Raw genomic sequence first — 20537 nt, 5'->3', positions numbered from 1 at the left:
AAGGGGAATTATTTTTCTTCTTCAACGTTAAATCGATCAACGTCGTTGGTGATTTCAACATCAATATTGTGCGAAGGAATGCGGTAATCGTGCACACGTTCCCATGCGTCTGAACCAGGAACACGTTCCCAAACTGTACCTGCATTGTAGGTAACCAGTTCGCTCAAGGATGGGTCTAGGCGGCACATCTTTTCTACTGGGACAGGAAGAAGGTTGGAGAGCTGATCTTCCAGAAACTCTTCAGTTTCATAGCCCGTAAACATGCGCCAGCCTGTGTCGTTTAAGTGTTCAGGAACTGTCTTATACATAAAACGAATAGGCAGGGTTTCATCAAAACAAAGCTTTGAAACCAGCGCTAAGAAGCCGTTTTTGGTTTGGTTAGTTTCCGATTCAGTAGTTTTAGGCGTATCAACGTCAACAGATTTCATGAGCACTCAAACAGTAATAATTAATAGCCTTTCTATTTTAAACGCTGATTGGGCCCTATACCAGCCGCTAAAAGGTTAAGAAAATGGATGTTTTTATGCTTTTCCGACTAAAGGGATAGAAATCAGTCTGAACGTCGAATCAGTCATGCTAGAATACGCCACTTATACAGATTGACCTGCTAGGAATAAATGAATGGCCAAAGGTAAAAAGTACGATTTTCAGTTAGTAGCCGAAGGGGAAACTTGGAGCGCTAAAATCTTGCGTCAAGCAAGTGCGCGTAAGACCGTTGTCTCAAAGCAACAGGATGGCTTTGCTACTGAAGATGAGGCTAAAACGTGGGCGGAAGCTCAGCTTCAAAAATTCCTAGAACAACAGCAAGAGCGTAACAAGCGCAAAGCGGAAAAACGCGAAGAGCGTGCGGAGATTGAAGCACGTCAAGCTGAGGCTCGTGCGCGTAATGAAGAATCTGATTTCGACGAAGACGAGTAAGATCGCCCAGTCAAAAAAAGCCGAGTTACGTGTTTAGCGTACTCGGCTTTTTTGTTAGCTAAATTTCTCGGTAGAGATTATTTGAAAACTTCTTTTAGCAGGTCAGTTGTACGTGCTGCTGGGTTTTCGCGAATCTTCTTTTCTTCAGCCGCAAGCATAGTGAATAAGCCGTTTAAGGCTTCTTCAGTCACATAGTTATCTAAATCTACGTTAACTTTCTCGCCTACAAATGGGATATCTTTGGCCTCACCGGCAAGGTCATTGTAGTAACGAGTCGCACCAACCTGACCTAGGGATTCTTTTACACTTGGCTGGAACAACTGGCGCAACTTATCGCTAGTCTTCTCTTTGAAGTATTGAGTTGCTGCATCGTCAGAGCCTTGGTAGATCTTCTTAGCATCTTCAAAACTCATCTCTTTTACCGCACCAACAATCAGATCTTTTGCTTGAGGAGCTGCTTTCTCCGCTGCGCGGTTCATGCTTTCTTCAAACTGATCAACCTGTTTTTCTAGGCCGTATTTGCGAAGAAGGGAAGCGACTTTATCGATACCATCTGGCAGAGGAATGCGGATCTTTTTGTTATTCATGTAACCGCCTGGTTTGCTGATCTTTTTAATAGCACGTTTGCTGCCTACTTCTAAAGCTTCCTTAAGGCCGTTAATAAGCGTATTAGTGTCCAGATTAGTCACTTTACCGCTACCTGTGCTACCCGTTGCAGTGTCGAGTACCTTTTTTTGCAATTCTTCATCTTGAACGGCTTCTTTAAGTGCATCAGCCCAACCCGCGTGAGCTGTAACGGAAGCCATTGATGCCGTTAGGATAGAGGCGATCAGATATGTTTTTTTCATGTGTAAAAGTTCCCTTTGTCGCTATTGGCTCTAGCATAGCAAAGAACCACGAACAGAGCCTTAACATCCTAATTAATCTAGTAAGTAAAAAACGTAAACTATTGGACTATAAAAAAGTGTTTTTTGTGCACAACGACTAAGCTAGTATCGGTAGGGTAAGTACCCATAGTTTAGAGGTGGGTATTTGAGTTAAGGATTTACCGTCTGAGGAAAGGATATAGGTGCCTAGGTTTTATCAGGACATATCTGATTTGTTATCCGCAAGCGGGAGGGTGTTCGGTTTCCTCCTGTGTACTCTTCTTTTGATTTTTTCATTCCCCATTTATGCTAGTCAGAGTATCGAAAAATCCTTTGCGGTAGAGCCATTTAATACTCGTTATCTTCAAGAAGTCGATGGTATTGCCCTTCACCCAAACCAAGCGTTAAAAGGTGTTCGCTCTAAGGGAATACGCTCGGAGTCCGATATCCTAAATTTCGGTCTGGGTGCACCTCCGGTTTGGGTGCATTTTGCAGTGAGTAACGTCAGTGAAAGCGAACAGCTTCGTTATATTCAGATCGAAAACTCTTGGCTAGATCATATACACCTCTACGTTTTTAAAGGGGGGAAGTTACTTCAAAGCAATAAAGCTGGTGATGCGATTCCCTATGAAGAGAACCGCACAAATCGATTTTTTTCTTTCCCGCACAAATTCCAACCTGGTGAGACCTCAGTATTAATTAGAGTCGAAACTCCTGAACCGCAACTGTTACCGTTGTTTGTTTTAACAGAAAACGACATGTTGGAGCGGAAGATTAATTCAGGTTATGAATACGGGATTATTTACGGTTTTCTGACGGCGTTGCTGATCTACAATGTATTGCTTTACTTCAGTCTGCAAAGCCGAAGATATATTTTTTATTCACTCTATTTGGCTACCTTCATAATTTTAAATCTGGCTTATACCGGCCATGCATTTAAATGGATCTGGCCTAACTGGCCCGAGTTCCAGAACCAGATGATTCCTCCTATGATGATGCTGTTTGCCTATCTAGGGAATTTATTCTGTCGAGCCTTTTTGGCATTGCCAACAAAATTTCCTAGGATAAACACCAGTTTCAATCTGCTAAACACCTTTATGCTCTGTTCGGTTATCTGGTATGCCCTGTCAGGAAATTACCTGACCATGCTGGTAACGGCCTTTATCTGTGTAATCCCATTCGCTCTTTTAATGATTACCGCCGGTGTTGTTGCCTGTCATGCAGGGGTTAAAGAAGCTAAATACTTTTTGGGCGCCGCGATTTTTGCCATGATCAGCGCAATTGTTACGGCTTTCACCGTGTCTGGTGTTGTTGAGTACCACCCATTTGGCTTCCACGCGGTAGAGTACGGTATTTTGATTGAGGCGGTGCTCTTTGCTTTAGCGCTCGCTTACCAATTCCGTATTAGCCAAACTGAAAAAATTGAAGCTCAACGTTTAGCCGATCGAGATCAGTTAACTGGTTTATATAATCGCCGCGGTTTTCAGAAGGTGATTGAGCCAATTTACAGTAATGCCACGCGCAACAACCGAAATATCTGCGTGATGTTGATGGATATTGATCGATTTAAAGAGATCAATGACACTCATGGTCATAGCTTTGGCGATCTGGTGTTACTTGATCTATCTGGGCTGTTGATGCGAGAACTTCGAGCCGGAGATATCGTGGCGCGCTGGGGTGGAGAGGAATTTATTTTGGTCCTCCCAGAAACGCAGCATGATGAAGCGGTAACATTGGCAGAGCGATTGATTGGTGTTATCTCTAATCAGGTGGTTCAGCAGCAACAGCTTGATGTGCAATATACGGTGAGCATCGGTATCGCTGAGATGAGTGATCCGATGGATAGTATGTCTAATCTTATCGATAAAGCTGATCATTACTTGTATAAAGCGAAAGCGTCGGGTCGAAATCGGGTTGCCTATAAGGTTGAACCCACTCGAGAATTAGTTAGTGAAATTTAAAGGATTGGCATGAAGACGATCGGCTTACTGGGTGGAATGAGCTGGGAAAGCACGCAGGGATATTATCGCTCAATAAACGAGGGTGTTAAGTCGCGTTTAGGTGGTTTACATTCTGCGCAGATAGCGATGTATAGCGTTGATTTCGATCCCATTGAAAAACTGCAGCATCAAGGTGATTGGGCAGGAACTGCTGCGATTTTGTCGCAAGCAGCTAAAAATATTCAGGCGGCAGGTGCTGACTTTCTCCTTATCTGTACCAACACTATGCATAAAGTAGCGCCTCAGATTGAAGCGGCGATCGATATCCCACTGATTCATATTGCCGATGCCACAGCTGAAGAGTTGATTAAACAAAATGTAAAAACCGTTGGCTTATTAGGCACTGCATTCACTATGGAGCAGGGTTTTTATAAGGACCGATTAACAGATAAGTTTGGTCTATCCGTTGTTGTCCCGAATGAAGCTGATCGAGCGGTTATTCACGAGGTTATCTATAAAGAACTGTGCTTAGGTCAGATCAATCCCAACTCTAAATCCGAGTACTTAAGAACCATCAAAGCACTGGCAGAACAGGGTGCGGAAGCGGTGATCTTAGGCTGTACCGAAATTGGTATGTTGGTGAAACAGAGTGATACGGACATCCGTCTTATCGATACCACAGCAATTCATGCGCAAGCGGCAGTTGAATTGGCGCTTGCATAGCCCTCACCGTCATCGTTATCTAGAACAGAGGGAGCGGCTCGTTTAACTGTACCCTCTGTACCTATCTTTTTTCTTCTCATTATCCTCCTATTTAGGCCGATAGGGTTTCTTACACTATCTTTTTACCTCTGGGTGCCGCGGCAGGGAGGCCTTATGAAAATCTCCAGTTCGATGATTGGTTTTAATAGCCAGCACGAAAAACAGATCACCGATTCAGCTCAACAACAGAGCGCTGCGGTCAGTCAGCAAGTGACGCTGTCACCAGAAGCGGCTTCTAACTGGCGAGCGGGGACGAGCGTTGATCTTTCCTACGACGCGCGTATGCGTTCCGAAAAAGCCTCCAGTGTGAATAGCGTCAGTAGTGTGCAATCGGCGCAAGGGACCAAACAAATCCAGCAAACACACAATGTCAGTTCCCTCGTTGAAACCGTGTTGCATGAAGGGATGCAGCTTGAACGTTTGGTTATGAACCCACAGATTCCAGTACAGAATATTCAGCTTGCTTCGTTAGAGACGTTTCAGGAGATAGAAGCCCTTAGCGAACAAGATATACAAGCCCTTAGCGCTCAAGATATACAGGCTATTAGTGCCGAAGAGTTACAAGCACGAGCGAGCGTTGCACAGCTCGATATCAATATATCTGATATCACCTTGAATGTAGGTAGACAGGTTGCTGATGAGGTCCGTGTTCAGATAGCGAATCAACGCGTATATACCGAAGAGGAAAAACTCTCGGTAGGCACGCAAGGTGTCATTACCACTGAAGATGGGCGAGAGATCAACTTCCTGTTAGAGCTAGAAATGGAACGTAGCTTTGTCTTGGAAGAACGCTTTAGTGAAGAGCGAGTCGATCGGAGCCTTATCGATCCGTTGGTGATCAATCTACATGGTGGTGCAGCCGGTTTAACCAATAGCAGTTTCAGCTTTGACCTCAATGCTGATGGCACTGAAGAAGAGATCTCGTTTGTTGCTCAAGGTAGCGGCTTTTTGGCTTTAGACATCAATAATGATGGCCAAATTAATGATGGTTCTGAGTTGTTTGGTACGCAGGGGCAAGATGGTTTCTCCGATCTAGCTAAATATGACTCGGACAATAATCATTGGATTGATGAAAACGATGAGATCTTTAACAAACTGAAAGTTTGGACCCGTGATGAAGAGGGTAACGATCAGCTAACCAGTCTTAAAGATGCTGGTGTTGGTGCGATCTATCTGGGCTCAACCTCATCTTCGTTTGATCTGACCGATGACCAAAACAACCTGTTAGGCCAAGTAAAACGCAGCGGTGTATTCCTATTTGAAGATGGTACCGTCTCCAGTATTCAAGAGTTGGATATAGCGATTCATGAGGAGAATAATGCTACAGCTGGTGGTTTAGCCGAGCAGTATCAAGATGCCATTGATCGTTTTGGACAAGAGCAGCGTTTTGACAACGATCAGCAAGTGTTTGAAGAGCGTCCTACATTCTTAGACCTGCTGTTAGCTCAAGACCAAGCTGCAGACGAATTAGCTGAGCGAAGAGGTGAAAGTGAAACACGCCAGAGTGTGCGTGCTGAAAGCACCGTAGAGCATAGAGAAACGAGCCAGAGCCGAGAAGTAACCGAAACCGACGGTGAAACAGAGCAAGAAGAAGCAAGGGTTTATGTAGAACATGAACGGCTTTCTGTCTTGCAAGATCTAAGAGAGAGAACCGAGATCCAGATCGCGGATGAGCAGGATAAATACGATTATCTAAAAGCGATTATCGAGACGTTAAAGCAGAGTACTTCTGAGGCTTAAACGTAAAGTATGTTCCAATGATCTATGCTGGAGATTCATGCTGGTTTAAGAAACCTTGCTTAGCCAACTCAGATAAAATCAGATGACTTTTATCCCTGACATGATCTCTTAGTGCTCTAACTGCAGGGGTTATAGATTGACGGCTAGGGCAGACTAGCCACAGTTCTGTAACCCTTGGGCTAAACTCGGGCATCACATTAACGACTTTTCCGGAGAGCAGATCGTTCGAGATATCTAAGCAGGATTTCACCGCAATACCTTGTCCTGAGGTGCACCAGCGTCTAACCAGGTCACCGTCATTGGAAGCACGGTTGCCCTTCATTTTGATCTTATGAGTGCTATTTCCCTGAGTACCGTTCCCTTCTGTAAACTCCCAAACATCATGAGTAATATCGTGTAGCTGATAAAACAGGCCGTTATGGTTGGTCAGCTCTTGAGGGTGAGTGGGTGTGCCGTACTTGGCTAAGTAATCGGGTGTCGCGCATAACAATGCAGGGACATCACAGATTTTAAATCCATATAGATTCGCATCAGTAGGGGAGCCGTAACGTAGCGCTAAATCGACAGAGTCACGATAAAAATCGATAGTACTATCACTGATGTTAATTTTGAGACTGATTTTAGGGTGCTGATCTACAAACTCATCTAACCATGGAATGACCAGATTTCGGCCAAGGTCAGATGAGATAGAGATACGAAGTTCTCCCTCAACCACATTGAGATCATCTTGGATATTTTGCTGTGCTAGTTGCAGAGTAAGAAGGGCTTGCTGGCACTGCGGTATATAGCGCTCTCCAGCTGCAGATAGCCTTAGCTGTCGAGTTGTTCTGATAAACAAATCAACACCTAATTGGCTTTCGACTCGTTTTATCGCTGCACTGGCTGTGGCCGTGCGCATATCAAGATTAGCTGCAGCCGCCGTGATACTGCGAAACTCCGCTACTTTCAAAACAACCTGTAGATCTTCTAAAAGCATATTTTCAAAAATTATTTGATAGTAATTCAAGTATTATGCTGTTTATGGCTTGGTAATCAAATACTAATATCTGTTGCAACACATTCAGCCAGATACAGCTGCCGGTTCTTAAACAATGAACCAAGGCAGTGGAGAGAGAAGATGACAAGCCTACAAACAATGAAAGCTATTGGTTACCAAAAATCCCTACCGATTACTGATAAAGATTCATTGGTGGATATTGAATTACCTCAGCCAATCGCAACAGGCCAAGACCTACTAGTGAAAGTACAAGCGATTGCCGTGAACCCAGTTGATTATAAAATCCGTCAACGCATGGCGAATGAGGATGGCAGTTATAAAGTCATCGGTTGGGATGCAGTAGGTGAGGTGATCGCAGTAGGTGATCAGGTAACCGAGTTTAAACCCGGTGATGTAGTGTATTACGCAGGGGACCTGAACCGTGCCGGTAGCAATGCGGAATACCAATTGGTTGATCAGCGCATTGTAGGTCATAAACCAAAGAGCTTGAGTTTATCTGAAGCAGCCGCTCTACCTCTGACAACGATTACTGCGTGGGAGCTATTGTTTGAGCACCTTGAGCTTAAGCAACAGCAGCCAAACGAGACGACTAAGACCGATGAAGTTTTACTGGTAGTCGGCGCTTCAGGCGGTGTGGGTTCTATTTTGGTTCAGCTTGCCAAAGCGATCACGGGGGCAACCATTATCGCGACTGCTTCTCGTGATGCATCACGAGAGTGGGTTAAATCTTTAGGTGCGGATTATGTAGTAGATCACACCAAACCGCTTCAAGCGCAAATTGATTCCTTGAATCTTGGACCGCTTACCCACGTTGCTAGCTTAAATAGCACCGATAGCTATTTTGATGCCTATACTGAGCTGCTAGCGCCGTTTGGTCGAATCGCGATGATTGATGATCCAGCGGAACCGCTAGATGTGATGAAGATGAAGCCGAAAAGCCTCTCTTTGCATATCGAATTTATGTACGCACGTTCGATGTTTAATGCCAAAGATATGGATGAGCAATCTAAACTGCTAAATCGAGTAGCTGATCTGATTGATCAAGGTTTTATCAAAACAACTATAGGTAAAAACCTAGGCATTATTAATGCTGAAAACTTAAAAACCGCCCATGCTGAGTTAGAGGCGGGTCGTTCTATCGGCAAGATCGTACTTGAAGGCTTCTAAGTAAAACCGCTACAGCAGGGAGATTAACGGATGAAAACCATATTAATTACTGGCTCGACTGATGGCATTGGTCTCGCGACTGCGCAGCAGCTTCTGGCGCAAGGGCACCATGTATTGATTCATGGTCGCACACCTCAGAAAGTTGAAAGAGTGATCGACCAATTAGGTCAAAGTTACAGCTCTGAATTAATCTCTGGTTTTACTGCTGATCTCTCTGATTTGAATGCAGTAAAGTCGCTGGCGGATGAGGTCAATAAGCAATACTCCGGCATCGATGTTTTGATCAATAATGCCGGGGTATTTAAGATCGAGCAGCCGGTAACTGATGATGGATATGATGCAAGGTTTATTGTTAATACCATCGCGCCTTACCTCCTGATGAAGCAGTTAAAGCCTGCTTTGGCTAAAGACAGTAGAGTGATTAATTTGGCCTCTGCTGCTCAAGCGCCAGTCGATATCGAATTTCTTCTGGGCAACAAATCGGCAGACAGTGCTATGTCGGCTTATGCGCAAAGCAAGTTGGCGTTGATCGTTTGGACACGTCACCTTGCGACAGAGTTATCGAATGAGGGGGTACTGATTGTCTCTGTAAATCCAGGTTCGTTGTTAGCCACCAAAATGGTTAAAGATGGTTTTGGCGTTGCCGGGAACGATATTAGCCAAGGGGCAGATATATTGGTTCGCGCCGCTCTATCAGATGAGTTTTCCGATAAAGCGGGGGAGTATTTTGATAATGATTCAGGCGCTTTTGCTCAGCCAGATGAAGACGCACTCAATCCGCAAAAAAATGAACAGATTGTGCAGGCGATTGATAGCATCATCCAGCAGTTAGTGGCGAGAGGCTAAATAGGCGCCCGCAGCAACCATAATGGATCCAGCGCTTCTGTTAAGCCTTTTAACACCTTTCTCTGACTGGAAAAAACGCCGTGATTTTGCCGCAAAAATAGCGATCATCATCAAACCGATCATTAAGGCAATCAGCGTTAATACAGATGCTAAGATAATGTCGCCTCCGTTTAGCGCCTCTAAATCCATAAATGTCGGAAGAAAGGCGATGTAAAAGAGAATGACTTTGGGGTTTGAAGCGGATATTAAAAAGCCTTGTACAAACCCCGAAAACGCACCTGATCGAGAATTCTTTTCAGGCTCTGAATCCAGATTTAATGGCGCATTCCACATCTTCCATCCGAGATAGACAAGATAGATCGCCCCGACAATGCGGATCACCGTAAACAGTTCACCCCATTGGTTAGCGATAACGGCAAGGCCGAAACAAGCTGCGATTAAGTAGAGAATATCGCTGATGGTCATACCCAAAGCTAGAGATATACATGAGCGGGCATTAGAGGTCAGAGCTCTTGCTAATATGGCGAACACACCAGGACCTGGAGTAATTCCAAAGACTAAAACGGCCAAAAAGAAAGAGATAGCGCTCTCTAAAGACATAATAAAACTCTGAGATCGTGTAGCGTTTAAGATAGTAAATATTAGCCAGTCACTATGTAATTTGAGCTTATAAAAGGCAAGGGATTTATCTTCATATAGCAGTAAAGAGTTTCAGGGATGTGTGAAAATTGTGCCAAAGAAAAAGGCGATCAAAGTGATCGCCTTTTGGGGACAGGAGAGAGCAATATTAGCGAGTTGCTGTGTTGTAACTCTGAGCGTTGTTGCTATCGACCCAAATCTCTACGCGGCGATTCTTCTCGCGGCCAAGCTTAGTTAAGTTAGAGGCGATCGGTGCCATCTCACCTAAGCCTATCGAGCGTTGAATATTAATTCCGCGAGCAAGTAGCGCTTGTTCAACGGCTCTTGCACGTTGCAGAGACAAGCTTTTATTTATTACAGGGTCGCCAATACTGTCGGAAAAGCCGATCAACGTAGCTTGCTGACCCGGGTTGGATTCAAAGAATTGAATTACACGCTCCAAGTCTCGCACCGCTTTGTTATCTAAAACTACAGTGCCGCTTTTGAAACGGAAGTTTAGGGATAAACGCTGAGCATTCTTAACTGATTGAATATATTCCTGCGGGTAGGTATCCGTTAATACAGGCGTGGTTGGGTAGATATTCTGCGAAATAAATCCGGCTTTTTTTACAACATCCTGTCCCTCTTTAGACAGAACAAAGCTGATAAAGCGATGTGCTTCTGATTGCGTGCTAATGGTGCTCGGCTCGTATATATAAAGACGACGAACCAGCGGATAGTCTTCCGTAGAGATCGTGAAAGAGGTTGGGTAGATTGGTAAACCTTTTTCACCATCAGAGATTGCTAGGGCTTTAGCACGTAAAACATAAGGAAGGCCGATAAAGCCAATGGCTCCGGGTGTTTTACTTACGTTATCTGATAGTTCAACGCTGGATTCCAATCGCTCAGCAGCTTCAGAGAGTTTAACTCCGTGCTTTTTAAGCACCATGGATTTAAATGAGTCCCAAGTGCCCGAGTTGCTATCGCGGGCATATATCTTAACTGCTAGATCAGGGCCGCCTAACTCGCTCCAGTTAGAAATATTACCGGCAAACAGCTTAGCCAGATCTTCAGTACTGAGGTGAGCAATTGGGTTATCTGGGTTAACAATGACTGCCAAACCATCCATCCCAATGATGTGTTCGGTACTTTTAGATTTTAGATTGCCGTAACGGCTTTCTAACTGCTCAACTTCTTTGTCTTTGATTCGACGAGAAGCCATTGCAAGGTCAGTTTTATTTTCGTTTAGGGCTTTAAAGCCCGTGCTAGAACCGTGCGCATGAATTGGGATAACCGAGATCTCTTTTTTACCCGGGTAAGTAATCTCTAGGTTGTTTTCGACTTCAATATCACTTGCAACCAAAGTGGATTGCTGGGCTCCTTCGCTTGCGTAAAACGCTTTTAGCAGCTCTGGTGCAAGCACTTCACCGATCGTGTTTGAACCTTGGATGCGGAAAGGTGTTGTTTTAACAACCTCTTCAACTTCGACAACGGCTGCAGCTACAACGGGTACTGGTTGTATTGCTGGTGGAGTAGTTTCAACATTCTTAATTTCAGTTCTGGCCATTTCAACGGCTTTAGCAGGTTGAGCTGTAGTTGTCTCTACTGTCTGTTTAGGCTGCTCGGTCACCTGTGCTGCTGTGCTTGTAGATTTCGGCTCACTAATCGCTGCGATTGGTGCTTTAGCCTCTTGTGTTGTGCTAGAAAATTGGAATACAGCGAAGCCAAATACCAGTAAAACGACTGCGGCAATACCGTAGAAAATAGGTTTGTCGTTTGGCTCTTTATTCGATTTTTTCTTCTCTTGAGCTGGAATAGGCGCTGGCTTTGGCTCAGGTGGTAACTCGACCTCTTTAGCCAACTCTAGCTCGTCTGCTTCTAGCAGATCTTTATAGATCTTCTGTAGAGAGCGACTTAGCGGAAGCTCACTAATATCTACATTGAGTAAGATCGCTTTGCGGTAATCTCTTTCGTGGGTAAAGCGGTGTAGATCTATTTTTTCATGGCCCTGTTTTTCCAGCGCGTTCTTAAACTTCCAGATAAGGTCAAAAACAGTAGTCTTCACAGCAATACTCTCATCTATTTGTGTGGTGATCTGTCACGGAGGCGGCTATTGTAGGGGGCAAAGGTTGCTGCAATATGACAATGCAGACATATAACTTAAGATCTGTATTAATTAGCTAAATTGATCAGTGAGCAGAGTAATAGGGCATGTTACACACATATAAGATAGAGCCTGTTGTGCAAGAGGAAGTGACAGGCTGTGGAATCGCCTCTGTGGCTAATATCTTGGGTAAAACATATGCCGAGATGAAACAGATCGCCAATGCAATGGGGATCTTTGCGGACGACAAATCGCTCTGGTCTCAAACCGATTATGTTCGTCAGCTTTTGACGAGCCAGAATGTCTCGGTATCAAATGCAGAAACGCCGTTTAACACTTGGGAACAGTTGCCCGATTTAGCGCTTTTATCGATTAAGCACTATCAAGAAGAGGGTAAAGATTTTTGGCATTGGGTTGTGTTTCAAAGGCTAGAGGGGAAGCCATTTGTGTTGGATTCTGCAAGCTATCTGGACAGTAATATCAGAACCGATTTCGATCTAATGCAGCCGAAGTGGTTTATCGAGGTTTCTAAACCTTAATCACTAACATTCATTGTTAATCAAAAGCTTACCTCTCATTTTTTCTGATTCTTAAACTCCAAATCTGAAATTCTTGTCTATACTGCTCTAGCAGCTTGGTAAAAGCTTATAGATTTCAGTGCATAACATTCTCCGGCAACAACAAGAATAAGGAAGCGAAGTATGTCACGAGATAAATTTCGGTTGGTAACCCGTAGTGACTTTGATGGTTTAGTTTGTGCAGTTTTGCTTAAACATCTGGATCTGATTGATGATATTAAATTTGTGCACCCTAAGGATATGCAGGATGGCACAATCGATATAACCTCCAACGACATCACCACAAACCTGCCGTATGTCGAAGCTGCCCATCTCGTGTTTGATCACCACCTTTCTGAAACCATTCGAAATAAAGGCGAAAGAGATAACCATATAATTGATCCCGAAGCTCCATCTGCAGCTAGGGTCGTATGGTTACATTATGGCGGTATCGATGGTTTCCCTGATGAATGGACCGATATGATGGAAGCGGTCGATAAAGGTGATTCTGCGCAATATAACCAAGAGGAAGTGCTGAATCCTAAGGGATGGGAGCTGCTTAATTTCTTGATGGACGCCCGTACCGGTCTTGGCCGTTTTAGAGAGTTTAGAATATCCAACTACAACTTGATGATGGACCTGATCGATTACTGTAAAGATCACAATATCGAAGAGATCCTAGCGCTACCGGATGTGAAAGAAAGGGTCGACCTTTACTTTGAGCAAGAAGCGAAATTTAAAGACCAAATCAAACGTTGTGCTACCGTACATGGCAACCTCGTTGTTCTAGATCTGCGAAACGAAGAAACTATTTACGCCGGTAACCGTTTTGTTATCTACGCCTTATTCCCTGAATGTAATATCTCCATCCATGTCCTTTGGGGTCTAAAACAACAGAACACTGTATTTGCGACCGGTAAGTCGATTTTTGATCGAGGCTCTAAAACCAATGTGGGCGAGCTGATGCTGAAATATGGAGGTGGTGGACATCACGCTGCGGGTACTTGTCAGGTTGAGAATGACGCCGCTGAATCAACTTTAAATGAGTTGATCGGTCAGATTACGAAAGATGGCTAAAGCAACATCTTTTCTCTATCAATTAACCGAGTCTACCTGGGCTCGGTTTTAACTTTCTTCCTATATATCTCTGTATACAATGACATTTTATTCGGTTGGATAAGGCACCCTTAAGTTATGCATAAAGCTCTTTTGTTAATTGTGGGGTTAATGTTTGCGAGCTTTGTCCAAGCCGAATCACTCGAGCGCACTTTAAGGCTAGGTTGCGTTCAATGGCCACCGTATATCTCTGACAAGTTACCGGGTAAGGGGTTTTTAGCAGAGTTAAGTGACTTAATTGTCACCGCCTCTAATCAACACCTTGATGTAGTAATCATGCCTTGGAAGCGGGTGGTTAAGGGCGTTGATACGGGCGACTTGGATGGCTCGCTTTGTATGTTCAAAACCGAAGAACGCAAATCACGAATGCACTATATCGAGCCGCCACTTCTGATCGAGCAAACTGTAGTTTTCCATCGCAAAGAGTTTACCCCTGAAATTGAAAAACTAGCTGACTTAAACAACTACCATCTAGGGATTCTGGATGGCTCCAGTTATCAGAAGGATGAGTTTATTCAGAAGCACCCGAAACTAACGGTCGTAAACTCCTTTGAAAATATGTTCAAAATGTTGGCGAAAGGCAGAGTGGATATAGTGCTAGCCGAATATCGTAACGGTATGGCAGTGATTGCGGATACGCCTTCACTCGATTTTGAACAATTCTCCGTATTACCGTACTCCTATCAACATACAGACGTTCATATTGTTATCTCCCACAATGCTTACAAGAGTGAAGAGCTAGCAAGTCATCTAAACAAAGTCGCAGGGGGCGTTATCAAAAGCGCCTCCGCAAAGGCGCTATATGAACGTCATGGTATTTTGGAGCTACCTGAGCTTAAGCCCTTATCCTCGGAATAATTTTCATTATTCAAAGTACTGCTAACTGCCAAACTGCGGTTTTAAATTTTAACCGTGATTAATTCGAAGAGTTCACTGGTAGAACCTTTATGGATCCCAAAACAAGTTTGGGAAGACGGTACAAACTGGATCCCAAAACAAGTTTGGGATGACGGTACAAACTGACTCCCAAAACTGGCTGGAATGACGTTACAGACTAGGTCTCAAGCGTTAGATATTGGGAGAACTATATAGTTCGTCTTTCCAGCGAAGGCTGGAATCCATAACAAACCAAAGCCCAATAATTTTTTCGTACTCTTCAGATACCTAACGCCTAATAGCTAAGAAGCAGCATTCAATAAGAAACGTTTTTCATCGAAGGCTCTCAATAAGCACCTGCCGCATAATGCAGTTCATAACTATGGCTGTAGATCTCGAGAATATTGCCAAACGGATCTTCCATGTAAATCATGCGGTAAGGCTTTTCACCAGGGAAGTAATAGCGTGGTTTAGCCATACGTTTTTTACCGCCAGCCGCGACAATCTTTTCTGCAAGACCTTCGACATCAGGGTCCTGAACGCAGAAGTGGAAAATGCCGGTTTTCCAGTATTCAAAGTTATTTTCAGGGTTCTCCTGATTTTTGAACTGGAATAGCTCAACACCAATGCGATCGCCTGTTGATAGGTGTGCGATTCTAAAAGAGCCCCAATTAGGGCCAAACACGTCGGTACACATCTCACCTATGGCGCTGTCATCTTCAGTTATTTCAGTTGGTTCCATAATCAGATACCAACCTAGAACCTCTGTATAGAATTTCACTGCGGCTTCAAGGTCAGGTACAGAAATACCAATATGAGAGAAAGTACGTGGGTAAGGTTGATTCATCGTTATGCTCCAACAAGATTTATTGGAACCAGTTTATAAAGAGACTATCCTTATTAAAAATTATCATTTGAAATCAAAATAATAACTTATTGTTATGATTAATCCGCATCATCTTCGAACTTTTATTACCCTTGTTGAAACGCAACATTTCACGAAAACGGCTGAGTTATTACATATGACGCAACCGGGGGTTAGCCAGCATATTAAGAAACTAGAGACTCATCTGAATTGCCAGATCATCAGTCGCTTCGGTAAAAAGTTTGAGCTCACTGAAGCGGGTGAAGAGTTGTATGAGTTCGCACAAAAACAGTTTCAGGAAGAGTCCGCTCTTTTAGATAGGTTAACCGATGTACAAGCAGAGAAGGGTGAAATTAAGCTCGCCTGTTCAGGTTCTATGGTGACAAAGCTTTACCCTGATCTACTGCAATTACAGAAGCGTTATCCAGAGCTATGCGTCAGTATGGAAGCGGCTCCCAATCATGAAATCCTCAAACAGATAAAAGACAACAGAGTCGATCTGGGTTTAGTCACCCAGCTGATCAATGATGTTGAATTAGAACAGGGTCTTCTTGGGCATGATCCATTGTGCCTCGTTATACCTAAAGGATTTGACGCCGATTGGGATGGATTAATGGCGTTAGGCTTTATCAATCACCCAGACGGCCACCATTACGCTGTGCAGATATTGGAGAATAATTTTGCTGAACATTTCAGAGGGATGGGAGAGATAAAACAGTCGGGGTATATCAATCAGTTAAGCCAGATCTTACTGCCAGTGGCTGAAGGCTTGGGATTTACCGTATTGCCCAAATCCTCGATTGTGGGGTCTGTCTATTATGAAGCCATCGAAATTGCTGACTTAACCGATGTCGTTAAAGAGCCAGTGTACAGAGTGCAGAAAAAATACCGTCCATTTCCAAAGCGATATGAACTGCTTGAAAGTGTTCTGAAACAGCATTTTGAGAACACGTAAAGAGCTCATAATATCTTTAAAGCGCCCCATCTCTATTGTCGGCCCTTAAGCTACAGAAAAGGTGCATAGGCATTTTCAATCCGATATGCTCAGTCACCTAATGCTATAAAAAGGATTTTTATGAAGTTTTTGGTCACTGGAGCGAATGGTTTTATTGGCAGTGCTGTTGTTGAGGCACTGCTCGCTCATGAGCATAGCGTGGTTGCGGTTGGACGCAGTGTTACAGGTAAAACTAACCGACCAAATCTTCAATGGATTAGTCAAAACCTCCAAACGGCTATAACCCCTGCTGATTGGTTACCTCTATTAGACGGTATAGATGGCGTTATTAATTGCGCCGGTATCTTAAGAGCCTCCTCTGCAAACGATTTCGAAACCGTTCATATCAAAGCGCCTTTAGCATTGGCTAAAGCATGTCATGAAAAAGGGATTAAACGATACATACAGTTATCTGCTTTAGGTGAGCCTGAGCAGGGCGAGTTCATTGCGAGTAAACACCGATTTGATCAGCAGCTATTAGAGCTCATACCTTCTGCTACGGTGCTACGACCGTCGGTGGTAACCTCGTTAAGAGGCTCTTATGGCGGCTCTTCCACGCTTCGAGGTTTAGCAGCATTTCCACAAGTAATGCTATTGCCGGGGAGCGGTGAGCAAAAGATACAACCGATTTTTTTAGAAGATCTTGCAGAGTTAATGGTTGAGGCTGCAACCACAGAGTCTATATCCGGTGTTATCGAAATTGGCGGGCCTGATACCGTCAGTATCAAAGATTACCTTACCGCTGTAAGAGGCTGGTTAGATATTCCTACCCGAGGCTCTATCAATGTTCACATGGGGTTAATCAACCTCAGCTGTACTATTGGCGATAAGCTCAAAGCAGGGCCTTTAAACAAAACTATCTGGACAATGTTGCAGCAGGGTAACGTGCTGAATGATTCCGAGGCTCAGCAGCAATTCAAAACAAAACCACGAAGTGTAACAACCGCTTTTAATCAGCAGGCGAGTTTTGTTCAAGATCGCTGGCATGCCAAGCTGTTCCTCATCCAGCCTCTGATCTGGTTTTTACTTACGGTTATCTGGTTTATGTCTGCAGCCGCTGGTTTTTGTGCTGAGCCAGAAGGCTTTGCCCCGATCTTATTAGCTGTCGGTTTCCCGCAAGCATGGCATTTCAGTTTGGTGATGCTCACCAGTGTTTTAGATCTGGTACTGGGCTTGATGATACTGATTCGATTCAGGGAGAACTTAACCCTCTGGCTGATGTTACTCAGTACTCTTGGTTATAGCAGCTTACTCGGCATAATGGCTCCAGAGCTTTGGTTAGATCCATTAGGCGGACTCCTAAAAAATCTGGCGATAGTTCCTCTCATACTGGTTTATATGGTGATGAGGCAAGCACGCTGATGGGTTACATGACGCTAAAACTGATCCATATCCTCTCATCTACAATTCTGTTTGGTACCGGATTAGGCACCGCTTTCTATATGTGGCGAGCGCAGCTAAGTGGCGATTTATCTACATTTAGAATCGTTGCAAAAAATGTCGTTCTTGCCGATTGGGTGTTCACAACACCAGCCGTCATCATCCAGCCCTTAACGGGTATAGGTATGATGTATCTAGCCGGATTTAGCTGGCAGCAACCTTGGTTATATTGGAGCTTCTGCCTATTTATCTTAGTGGGGGCGTGTTGGCTTCCAGTGGTGTTTATCCAGATCAAAGTGGCAAAACTACTGCAGTCAGATCAGCCGGATCTGCAACGTATTAAACGCTTAATGTTTTGTTGGTATAGCTTGGGCGTACCTGCTTTTTTGGGTGTGATCGGAATATTTTATTTAATGGTGAGTAAAGCAGCCTAATGAGAGAAAGTTTAAGAAAGAAGATCATCGAAGTCTGCGATAAGAAGATTGCGAGTAAGGGAGACAATGTGGGTATCTCGTTCTACGCATTCTTCAAAAACAAAAATGATGATCCAGAGCTATTAATGGAAGCTGCCGAGTGGTGGATCAAAACTCACCAGCTCGATCACTTTGAGAAGGCCGTGAAGATTAGGGAAATGGTTAAGTCTAACTAGCTATCGCACTGTCTACAGTGCCGTGTGTAACAAGTACCTGCTCTAGTAACCCAAGCATCATCAGAGAACTCCCAAGGTGTGGAAGCACCTCTACACTGATATTTTTATTCCTCATAGATGCTCTCTCTGCCTCTTGAGGGATATCTTCATGAACGTGTATACCGGCTGATAAAAAATAGGGCAGTATTTTTATGTCGGTCGATCCTTGTTGGATACACTTATCTATTGCTTCCTCGATTGAAGGGCGCGCTAATTCTAGAAATGCAGTCTCTATAATCGGGTATTCATTATGAATCTTGTTCTGGAGTGAGGCCGTGAGCTCAAGTACTTCGTTGTTAGAATGTTCACGTCTACTACCGTGGGCCACAATGACGAGTGACTTCATCATATTTCCTGTCAATGTTGGGTTATATGTACAACTAAACTAAGTTCAGATTTATCTAAATGGGTTGAGGATGAGCACTCAAGATTGAGCTTTGTTCAGCCGCCAAGGTTTTCCCTCGCAAGTGTGATAATGCTTACAGGTTTTTCTACAGCCTCTGCATGGAAGTCTGTAGTTGGAGGAGGGCTTGTTTGTACTTGATGAATCAGGAGTGGTTTTCATGCATCACCGGCTTCTATTGACTGGTTAAGCACTATTTACGCGGGTTGAGTTTGATTGGATCAGAATAAGGTGGGTCGAAAGCAGTTTTTATTTGATCCTAATCATCCTTACTTAGCTTTCTAAGAGTGGGGCTGAATTAAGGGAGCTGCTAATTAAGTCAGCTCCCATTAGGATACTATTCTGCTAGGGCTAATGCTGCCATTTTCATGGTGCTGTCAAAGGACTCGCAGCCTGCGATAAATAAACCGTTATGGCAGAACATCGCATCGGTGATGCCTGTCTCATCTTGAAGTGCTTTACCGGATAATCCTGCCCACGATTTAGGTAGTGATTTTTTATCCTCAAAAGAGCCGGGTTTTACTGGAATGGCCTGAATACGCCATTGACCTGTATCGGATGGATAGACGATATACAAAGCTTCTTTAGATAGGGCGTGTACGGTTCTTTTCCAAGGAGTGTATTGCTCTAACACAATCACTCGAGGGTCTTCGGCATTCTCTATGGCTTTCGCAACGATATCTTTGGCGCTGATTCCACCGTCAGCCGATGCAATAAAGCGGTTTAACACACGAGAAGCAAAATCAACCGCTTCATCAAAGCCCTCATCGAAATGCGTCTCTTCCTGCCAAGTTGGGTTAAACATAGAGATGGTTTGGCTAAGACTTACCCCTTTAGCAACGCCATCACCATAACCGCAATCGATCGCATCAATGGCTGAAACCAAATCCGCATCCACCGCATTAGCGACTTCAGCATTGCCTTGGCAAATCTCAATGCCATATTTCTGCCAAATCAATCCGAATGAGGAGTAGGGAATACCGTTCTCACGCTCACCTGCACCACCGCGTTGGTGATGATCAAACCGACCTGTGTCAGGCTCATATTCACCACCAACATCAACCACAATATCAGCCTGACGGATAAGCTCTTCATCACGTGTACGGATTAGCTTAAAAGAGGGAAAAACAGCTCTAAGCGCAGCGATACTAAAAACATCATCTGCATGAAAATTACCGCTGTGCGTTACTATCGTGATATCAGGCATTTCTATTGCGTCATTTAAGTGTGGAAAGAAGGCAGCTAACCAAACCCTAGTGGTTAGGCTCGCTATTGAGACGTGACTGTCATCGTCTAATTGATGGAGCGGATACTATACGAAGGTAACTGAGAAGAATAGGGGGCTTCTGTATCTAGTGACTCTAGCTATAACTGCTGATAGTGGTCAGTGTTTATCTGGATTTTTGAGACAGGCATACTCCTTTAATGTCTTATTCTAGCTCCTTAAGCGCTGCAATGACTTTCTTGCGTTGAGCCGTGACTATATCGAGTTTCTTACTCAGGAGGTTTCTTTCTGTTTCATCTTGTTCATCAGCCATTTTTTCTTTTAGTTGTTTCTTTTTCTTTTTTAATTTTTGCTGGATGTCCTTAAGGCATCTCTTTCGTTCACCCTTTTTCAGCTTCTCATCGTTGAGATATTCTTGGGTGATTTCTAAAAGCTTAAGCAATTTCACAATCTTAACTCCAATTAATCCATGCTG

At 43.9% G+C, this 20537-nt stretch carries 22 protein-coding genes; 13 read left to right on the top strand and 9 right to left on the bottom strand.

Annotated features, from left to right (window positions below):
• Window positions 1-8 precede the first annotated feature (8 nt).
• Complete coding sequence (locus tag ACMXYN_RS10600) at window positions 9-428, bottom strand: DUF2185 domain-containing protein (protein ID WP_415891791.1); 420 nt, start codon at window positions 426-428, stop codon at window positions 9-11.
• A 193-nt stretch (window positions 429-621) separates the two neighbouring features.
• On the opposite strand from ACMXYN_RS10600, the gene ACMXYN_RS10595 reads away from it, so the two are divergent.
• Window positions 622-918 (top strand): DUF3622 domain-containing protein, encoded by a 297-nt coding sequence (locus tag ACMXYN_RS10595; RefSeq protein ID WP_415888463.1) that lies wholly within the window; start codon window positions 622-624, stop codon window positions 916-918.
• A gap of 77 nt (window positions 919-995) precedes the next feature.
• On the opposite strand, the gene ACMXYN_RS10590 is transcribed toward ACMXYN_RS10595, so the two are convergent.
• Entirely contained in the window at window positions 996-1766 is a 771-nt protein-coding gene (locus ACMXYN_RS10590) for a DUF4197 domain-containing protein (protein WP_415891790.1), read from the bottom strand.
• A gap of 302 nt (window positions 1767-2068) precedes the next feature.
• Between ACMXYN_RS10590 and ACMXYN_RS10585 the strand changes: the two genes are divergently transcribed.
• The 3 genes from ACMXYN_RS10585 (at window position 2069) to ACMXYN_RS10575 (ending at window position 6226) form a co-directional block, all read left to right on the top strand.
• Complete coding sequence (locus ACMXYN_RS10585; RefSeq protein WP_415891789.1) at window positions 2069-3745, top strand: diguanylate cyclase; 1677 nt, start codon at window positions 2069-2071, stop codon at window positions 3743-3745.
• A gap of 9 nt (window positions 3746-3754) precedes the next feature.
• Window positions 3755-4447: an aspartate/glutamate racemase family protein gene (locus tag ACMXYN_RS10580; protein WP_415891788.1), complete on the top strand. Its 693-nt coding sequence runs from the start codon at window positions 3755-3757 to the stop codon at window positions 4445-4447.
• A gap of 153 nt (window positions 4448-4600) precedes the next feature.
• Complete coding sequence (locus ACMXYN_RS10575; RefSeq protein WP_415891787.1) at window positions 4601-6226, top strand: hypothetical protein; 1626 nt, start codon at window positions 4601-4603, stop codon at window positions 6224-6226.
• A 22-nt stretch (window positions 6227-6248) separates the two neighbouring features.
• Here ACMXYN_RS10575 and ACMXYN_RS10570 read toward each other — a convergent pair whose 3' ends face one another.
• Window positions 6249-7232, bottom strand: a complete 984-nt coding sequence (locus ACMXYN_RS10570) for a LysR substrate-binding domain-containing protein (protein WP_415891786.1) — start codon at window positions 7230-7232, stop codon at window positions 6249-6251.
• A 129-nt stretch (window positions 7233-7361) separates the two neighbouring features.
• Between ACMXYN_RS10570 and ACMXYN_RS10565 the strand changes: the two genes are divergently transcribed.
• Complete coding sequence (locus tag ACMXYN_RS10565; protein ID WP_415894481.1) at window positions 7362-8390, top strand: zinc-binding alcohol dehydrogenase family protein; 1029 nt, start codon at window positions 7362-7364, stop codon at window positions 8388-8390.
• A gap of 30 nt (window positions 8391-8420) precedes the next feature.
• The gene (locus tag ACMXYN_RS10560; RefSeq protein ID WP_415891785.1) at window positions 8421-9236 is read left to right on the top strand and encodes an SDR family NAD(P)-dependent oxidoreductase; all 816 of its coding nucleotides are present in this window, start codon (window positions 8421-8423) and stop codon (window positions 9234-9236) included.
• On the opposite strand, the gene ACMXYN_RS10555 is transcribed toward ACMXYN_RS10560, so the two are convergent.
• Window positions 9219-9836 carry a LysE family translocator gene (locus tag ACMXYN_RS10555; protein ID WP_415891784.1) on the bottom strand — a complete coding sequence of 206 codons (618 nt, stop codon included), beginning with the start codon at window positions 9834-9836 and terminating at the stop codon, window positions 9219-9221. The two genes, ACMXYN_RS10560 and ACMXYN_RS10555, sit on opposite strands and share 18 nt — an antisense overlap.
• 187 nt (window positions 9837-10023) lie before the next feature.
• Entirely contained in the window at window positions 10024-11919 is a 1896-nt protein-coding gene (locus tag ACMXYN_RS10550) for a phosphate ABC transporter substrate-binding/OmpA family protein (RefSeq protein ID WP_415891783.1), read from the bottom strand.
• Between the two features lie 146 nt (window positions 11920-12065).
• Here ACMXYN_RS10550 and ACMXYN_RS10545 point away from each other — a divergent pair, with 146 nt between their 5' ends.
• The 3 genes from ACMXYN_RS10545 to ACMXYN_RS10535 all read left to right on the top strand — a co-directional run bounded on the left by ACMXYN_RS10545 (window position 12066) and on the right by ACMXYN_RS10535 (window position 14489).
• Entirely contained in the window at window positions 12066-12497 is a 432-nt protein-coding gene (locus ACMXYN_RS10545; protein ID WP_415891782.1) for a hypothetical protein, read from the top strand.
• Between the two features lie 162 nt (window positions 12498-12659).
• Entirely contained in the window at window positions 12660-13592 is a 933-nt protein-coding gene (locus ACMXYN_RS10540) for an exopolyphosphatase (RefSeq protein WP_415891781.1), read from the top strand.
• A 117-nt stretch (window positions 13593-13709) separates the two neighbouring features.
• On the top strand, window positions 13710-14489 hold the full coding sequence (locus tag ACMXYN_RS10535) for a substrate-binding periplasmic protein (protein ID WP_415891780.1): 780 nt from the start codon (window positions 13710-13712) through the stop codon (window positions 14487-14489).
• A 364-nt stretch (window positions 14490-14853) separates the two neighbouring features.
• On the opposite strand, the gene ACMXYN_RS10530 is transcribed toward ACMXYN_RS10535, so the two are convergent.
• Window positions 14854-15354 carry a lactoylglutathione lyase family protein gene (locus ACMXYN_RS10530; protein ID WP_415891779.1) on the bottom strand — a complete coding sequence of 167 codons (501 nt, stop codon included), beginning with the start codon at window positions 15352-15354 and terminating at the stop codon, window positions 14854-14856.
• Between the two features lie 94 nt (window positions 15355-15448).
• Here ACMXYN_RS10530 and ACMXYN_RS10525 point away from each other — a divergent pair, with 94 nt between their 5' ends.
• The 4 genes from ACMXYN_RS10525 (at window position 15449) to ACMXYN_RS10510 (ending at window position 18395) form a co-directional block, all read left to right on the top strand.
• The gene (locus tag ACMXYN_RS10525; RefSeq protein ID WP_415891778.1) at window positions 15449-16327 is read left to right on the top strand and encodes a LysR family transcriptional regulator; all 879 of its coding nucleotides are present in this window, start codon (window positions 15449-15451) and stop codon (window positions 16325-16327) included.
• Window positions 16328-16447: 120 nt separating this feature from the next.
• On the top strand, window positions 16448-17728 hold the full coding sequence (locus tag ACMXYN_RS10520; RefSeq protein WP_415891777.1) for an SDR family oxidoreductase: 1281 nt from the start codon (window positions 16448-16450) through the stop codon (window positions 17726-17728).
• The gene (locus tag ACMXYN_RS10515; RefSeq protein ID WP_415891776.1) at window positions 17728-18180 is read left to right on the top strand and encodes a DUF2269 family protein; all 453 of its coding nucleotides are present in this window, start codon (window positions 17728-17730) and stop codon (window positions 18178-18180) included. Before ACMXYN_RS10520 ends, ACMXYN_RS10515 begins: the two co-directional genes overlap by 1 nt.
• Complete coding sequence (locus ACMXYN_RS10510) at window positions 18180-18395, top strand: DUF6500 family protein (protein ID WP_415891775.1); 216 nt, start codon at window positions 18180-18182, stop codon at window positions 18393-18395. The genes ACMXYN_RS10515 and ACMXYN_RS10510 overlap by 1 nt, the downstream gene beginning before the upstream one ends.
• Here the strand turns inward: ACMXYN_RS10510 and ACMXYN_RS10505 are convergent.
• From ACMXYN_RS10505 to ACMXYN_RS10495, 3 genes are all read right to left on the bottom strand, one after another.
• Window positions 18388-18780, bottom strand: coding sequence for a sirohydrochlorin chelatase (locus ACMXYN_RS10505; RefSeq protein WP_415891774.1), 393 nt, complete (start codon window positions 18778-18780; stop codon window positions 18388-18390). The genes ACMXYN_RS10510 and ACMXYN_RS10505 overlap by 8 nt on opposite strands.
• A gap of 394 nt (window positions 18781-19174) precedes the next feature.
• Window positions 19175-20044, bottom strand: coding sequence for an MYG1 family protein (locus tag ACMXYN_RS10500; protein WP_415891773.1), 870 nt, complete (start codon window positions 20042-20044; stop codon window positions 19175-19177).
• A gap of 223 nt (window positions 20045-20267) precedes the next feature.
• Complete coding sequence (locus ACMXYN_RS10495) at window positions 20268-20510, bottom strand: hypothetical protein (RefSeq protein WP_415891772.1); 243 nt, start codon at window positions 20508-20510, stop codon at window positions 20268-20270.
• Window positions 20511-20537 lie beyond the last annotated feature (27 nt).

The organism is Neptuniibacter sp. PT8_73, assembly GCF_047778045.1.
Classification (GTDB): domain Bacteria; phylum Pseudomonadota; class Gammaproteobacteria; order Pseudomonadales; family Balneatricaceae; genus Neptuniibacter.
Note: the sequence above shows the minus strand (reverse complement) of the source record. Positions and strands in the feature narration are given on the sequence as shown.

Coding starts and splice junctions, on each gene's coding strand:
- ACMXYN_RS10580 (WP_415891788.1), top strand. CDS start 3,755: ATGAAGACGATCGGCTTACTGGGTGGAATGAGCTGGGAAAGCACGCAG.
- ACMXYN_RS10525 (WP_415891778.1), top strand. CDS start 15,449: ATGATTAATCCGCATCATCTTCGAACTTTTATTACCCTTGTTGAAACG.
- ACMXYN_RS10515 (WP_415891776.1), top strand. CDS start 17,728: ATGGGTTACATGACGCTAAAACTGATCCATATCCTCTCATCTACAATT.
- ACMXYN_RS10520 (WP_415891777.1), top strand. CDS start 16,448: ATGAAGTTTTTGGTCACTGGAGCGAATGGTTTTATTGGCAGTGCTGTT.
- ACMXYN_RS10500 (WP_415891773.1), bottom strand. CDS start 20,044: ATGCCTGATATCACGATAGTAACGCACAGCGGTAATTTTCATGCAGAT.
- ACMXYN_RS10530 (WP_415891779.1), bottom strand. CDS start 15,354: ATGAATCAACCTTACCCACGTACTTTCTCTCATATTGGTATTTCTGTA.
- ACMXYN_RS10595 (WP_415888463.1), top strand. CDS start 622: ATGGCCAAAGGTAAAAAGTACGATTTTCAGTTAGTAGCCGAAGGGGAA.
- ACMXYN_RS10560 (WP_415891785.1), top strand. CDS start 8,421: ATGAAAACCATATTAATTACTGGCTCGACTGATGGCATTGGTCTCGCG.
- ACMXYN_RS10540 (WP_415891781.1), top strand. CDS start 12,660: ATGTCACGAGATAAATTTCGGTTGGTAACCCGTAGTGACTTTGATGGT.
- ACMXYN_RS10590 (WP_415891790.1), bottom strand. CDS start 1,766: ATGAAAAAAACATATCTGATCGCCTCTATCCTAACGGCATCAATGGCT.
- ACMXYN_RS10510 (WP_415891775.1), top strand. CDS start 18,180: ATGAGAGAAAGTTTAAGAAAGAAGATCATCGAAGTCTGCGATAAGAAG.
- ACMXYN_RS10535 (WP_415891780.1), top strand. CDS start 13,710: ATGCATAAAGCTCTTTTGTTAATTGTGGGGTTAATGTTTGCGAGCTTT.
- ACMXYN_RS10575 (WP_415891787.1), top strand. CDS start 4,601: ATGAAAATCTCCAGTTCGATGATTGGTTTTAATAGCCAGCACGAAAAA.
- ACMXYN_RS10555 (WP_415891784.1), bottom strand. CDS start 9,836: ATGTCTTTAGAGAGCGCTATCTCTTTCTTTTTGGCCGTTTTAGTCTTT.
- ACMXYN_RS10565 (WP_415894481.1), top strand. CDS start 7,362: ATGAAAGCTATTGGTTACCAAAAATCCCTACCGATTACTGATAAAGAT.
- ACMXYN_RS10505 (WP_415891774.1), bottom strand. CDS start 18,780: ATGAAGTCACTCGTCATTGTGGCCCACGGTAGTAGACGTGAACATTCT.
- ACMXYN_RS10600 (WP_415891791.1), bottom strand. CDS start 428: ATGAAATCTGTTGACGTTGATACGCCTAAAACTACTGAATCGGAAACT.
- ACMXYN_RS10545 (WP_415891782.1), top strand. CDS start 12,066: ATGTTACACACATATAAGATAGAGCCTGTTGTGCAAGAGGAAGTGACA.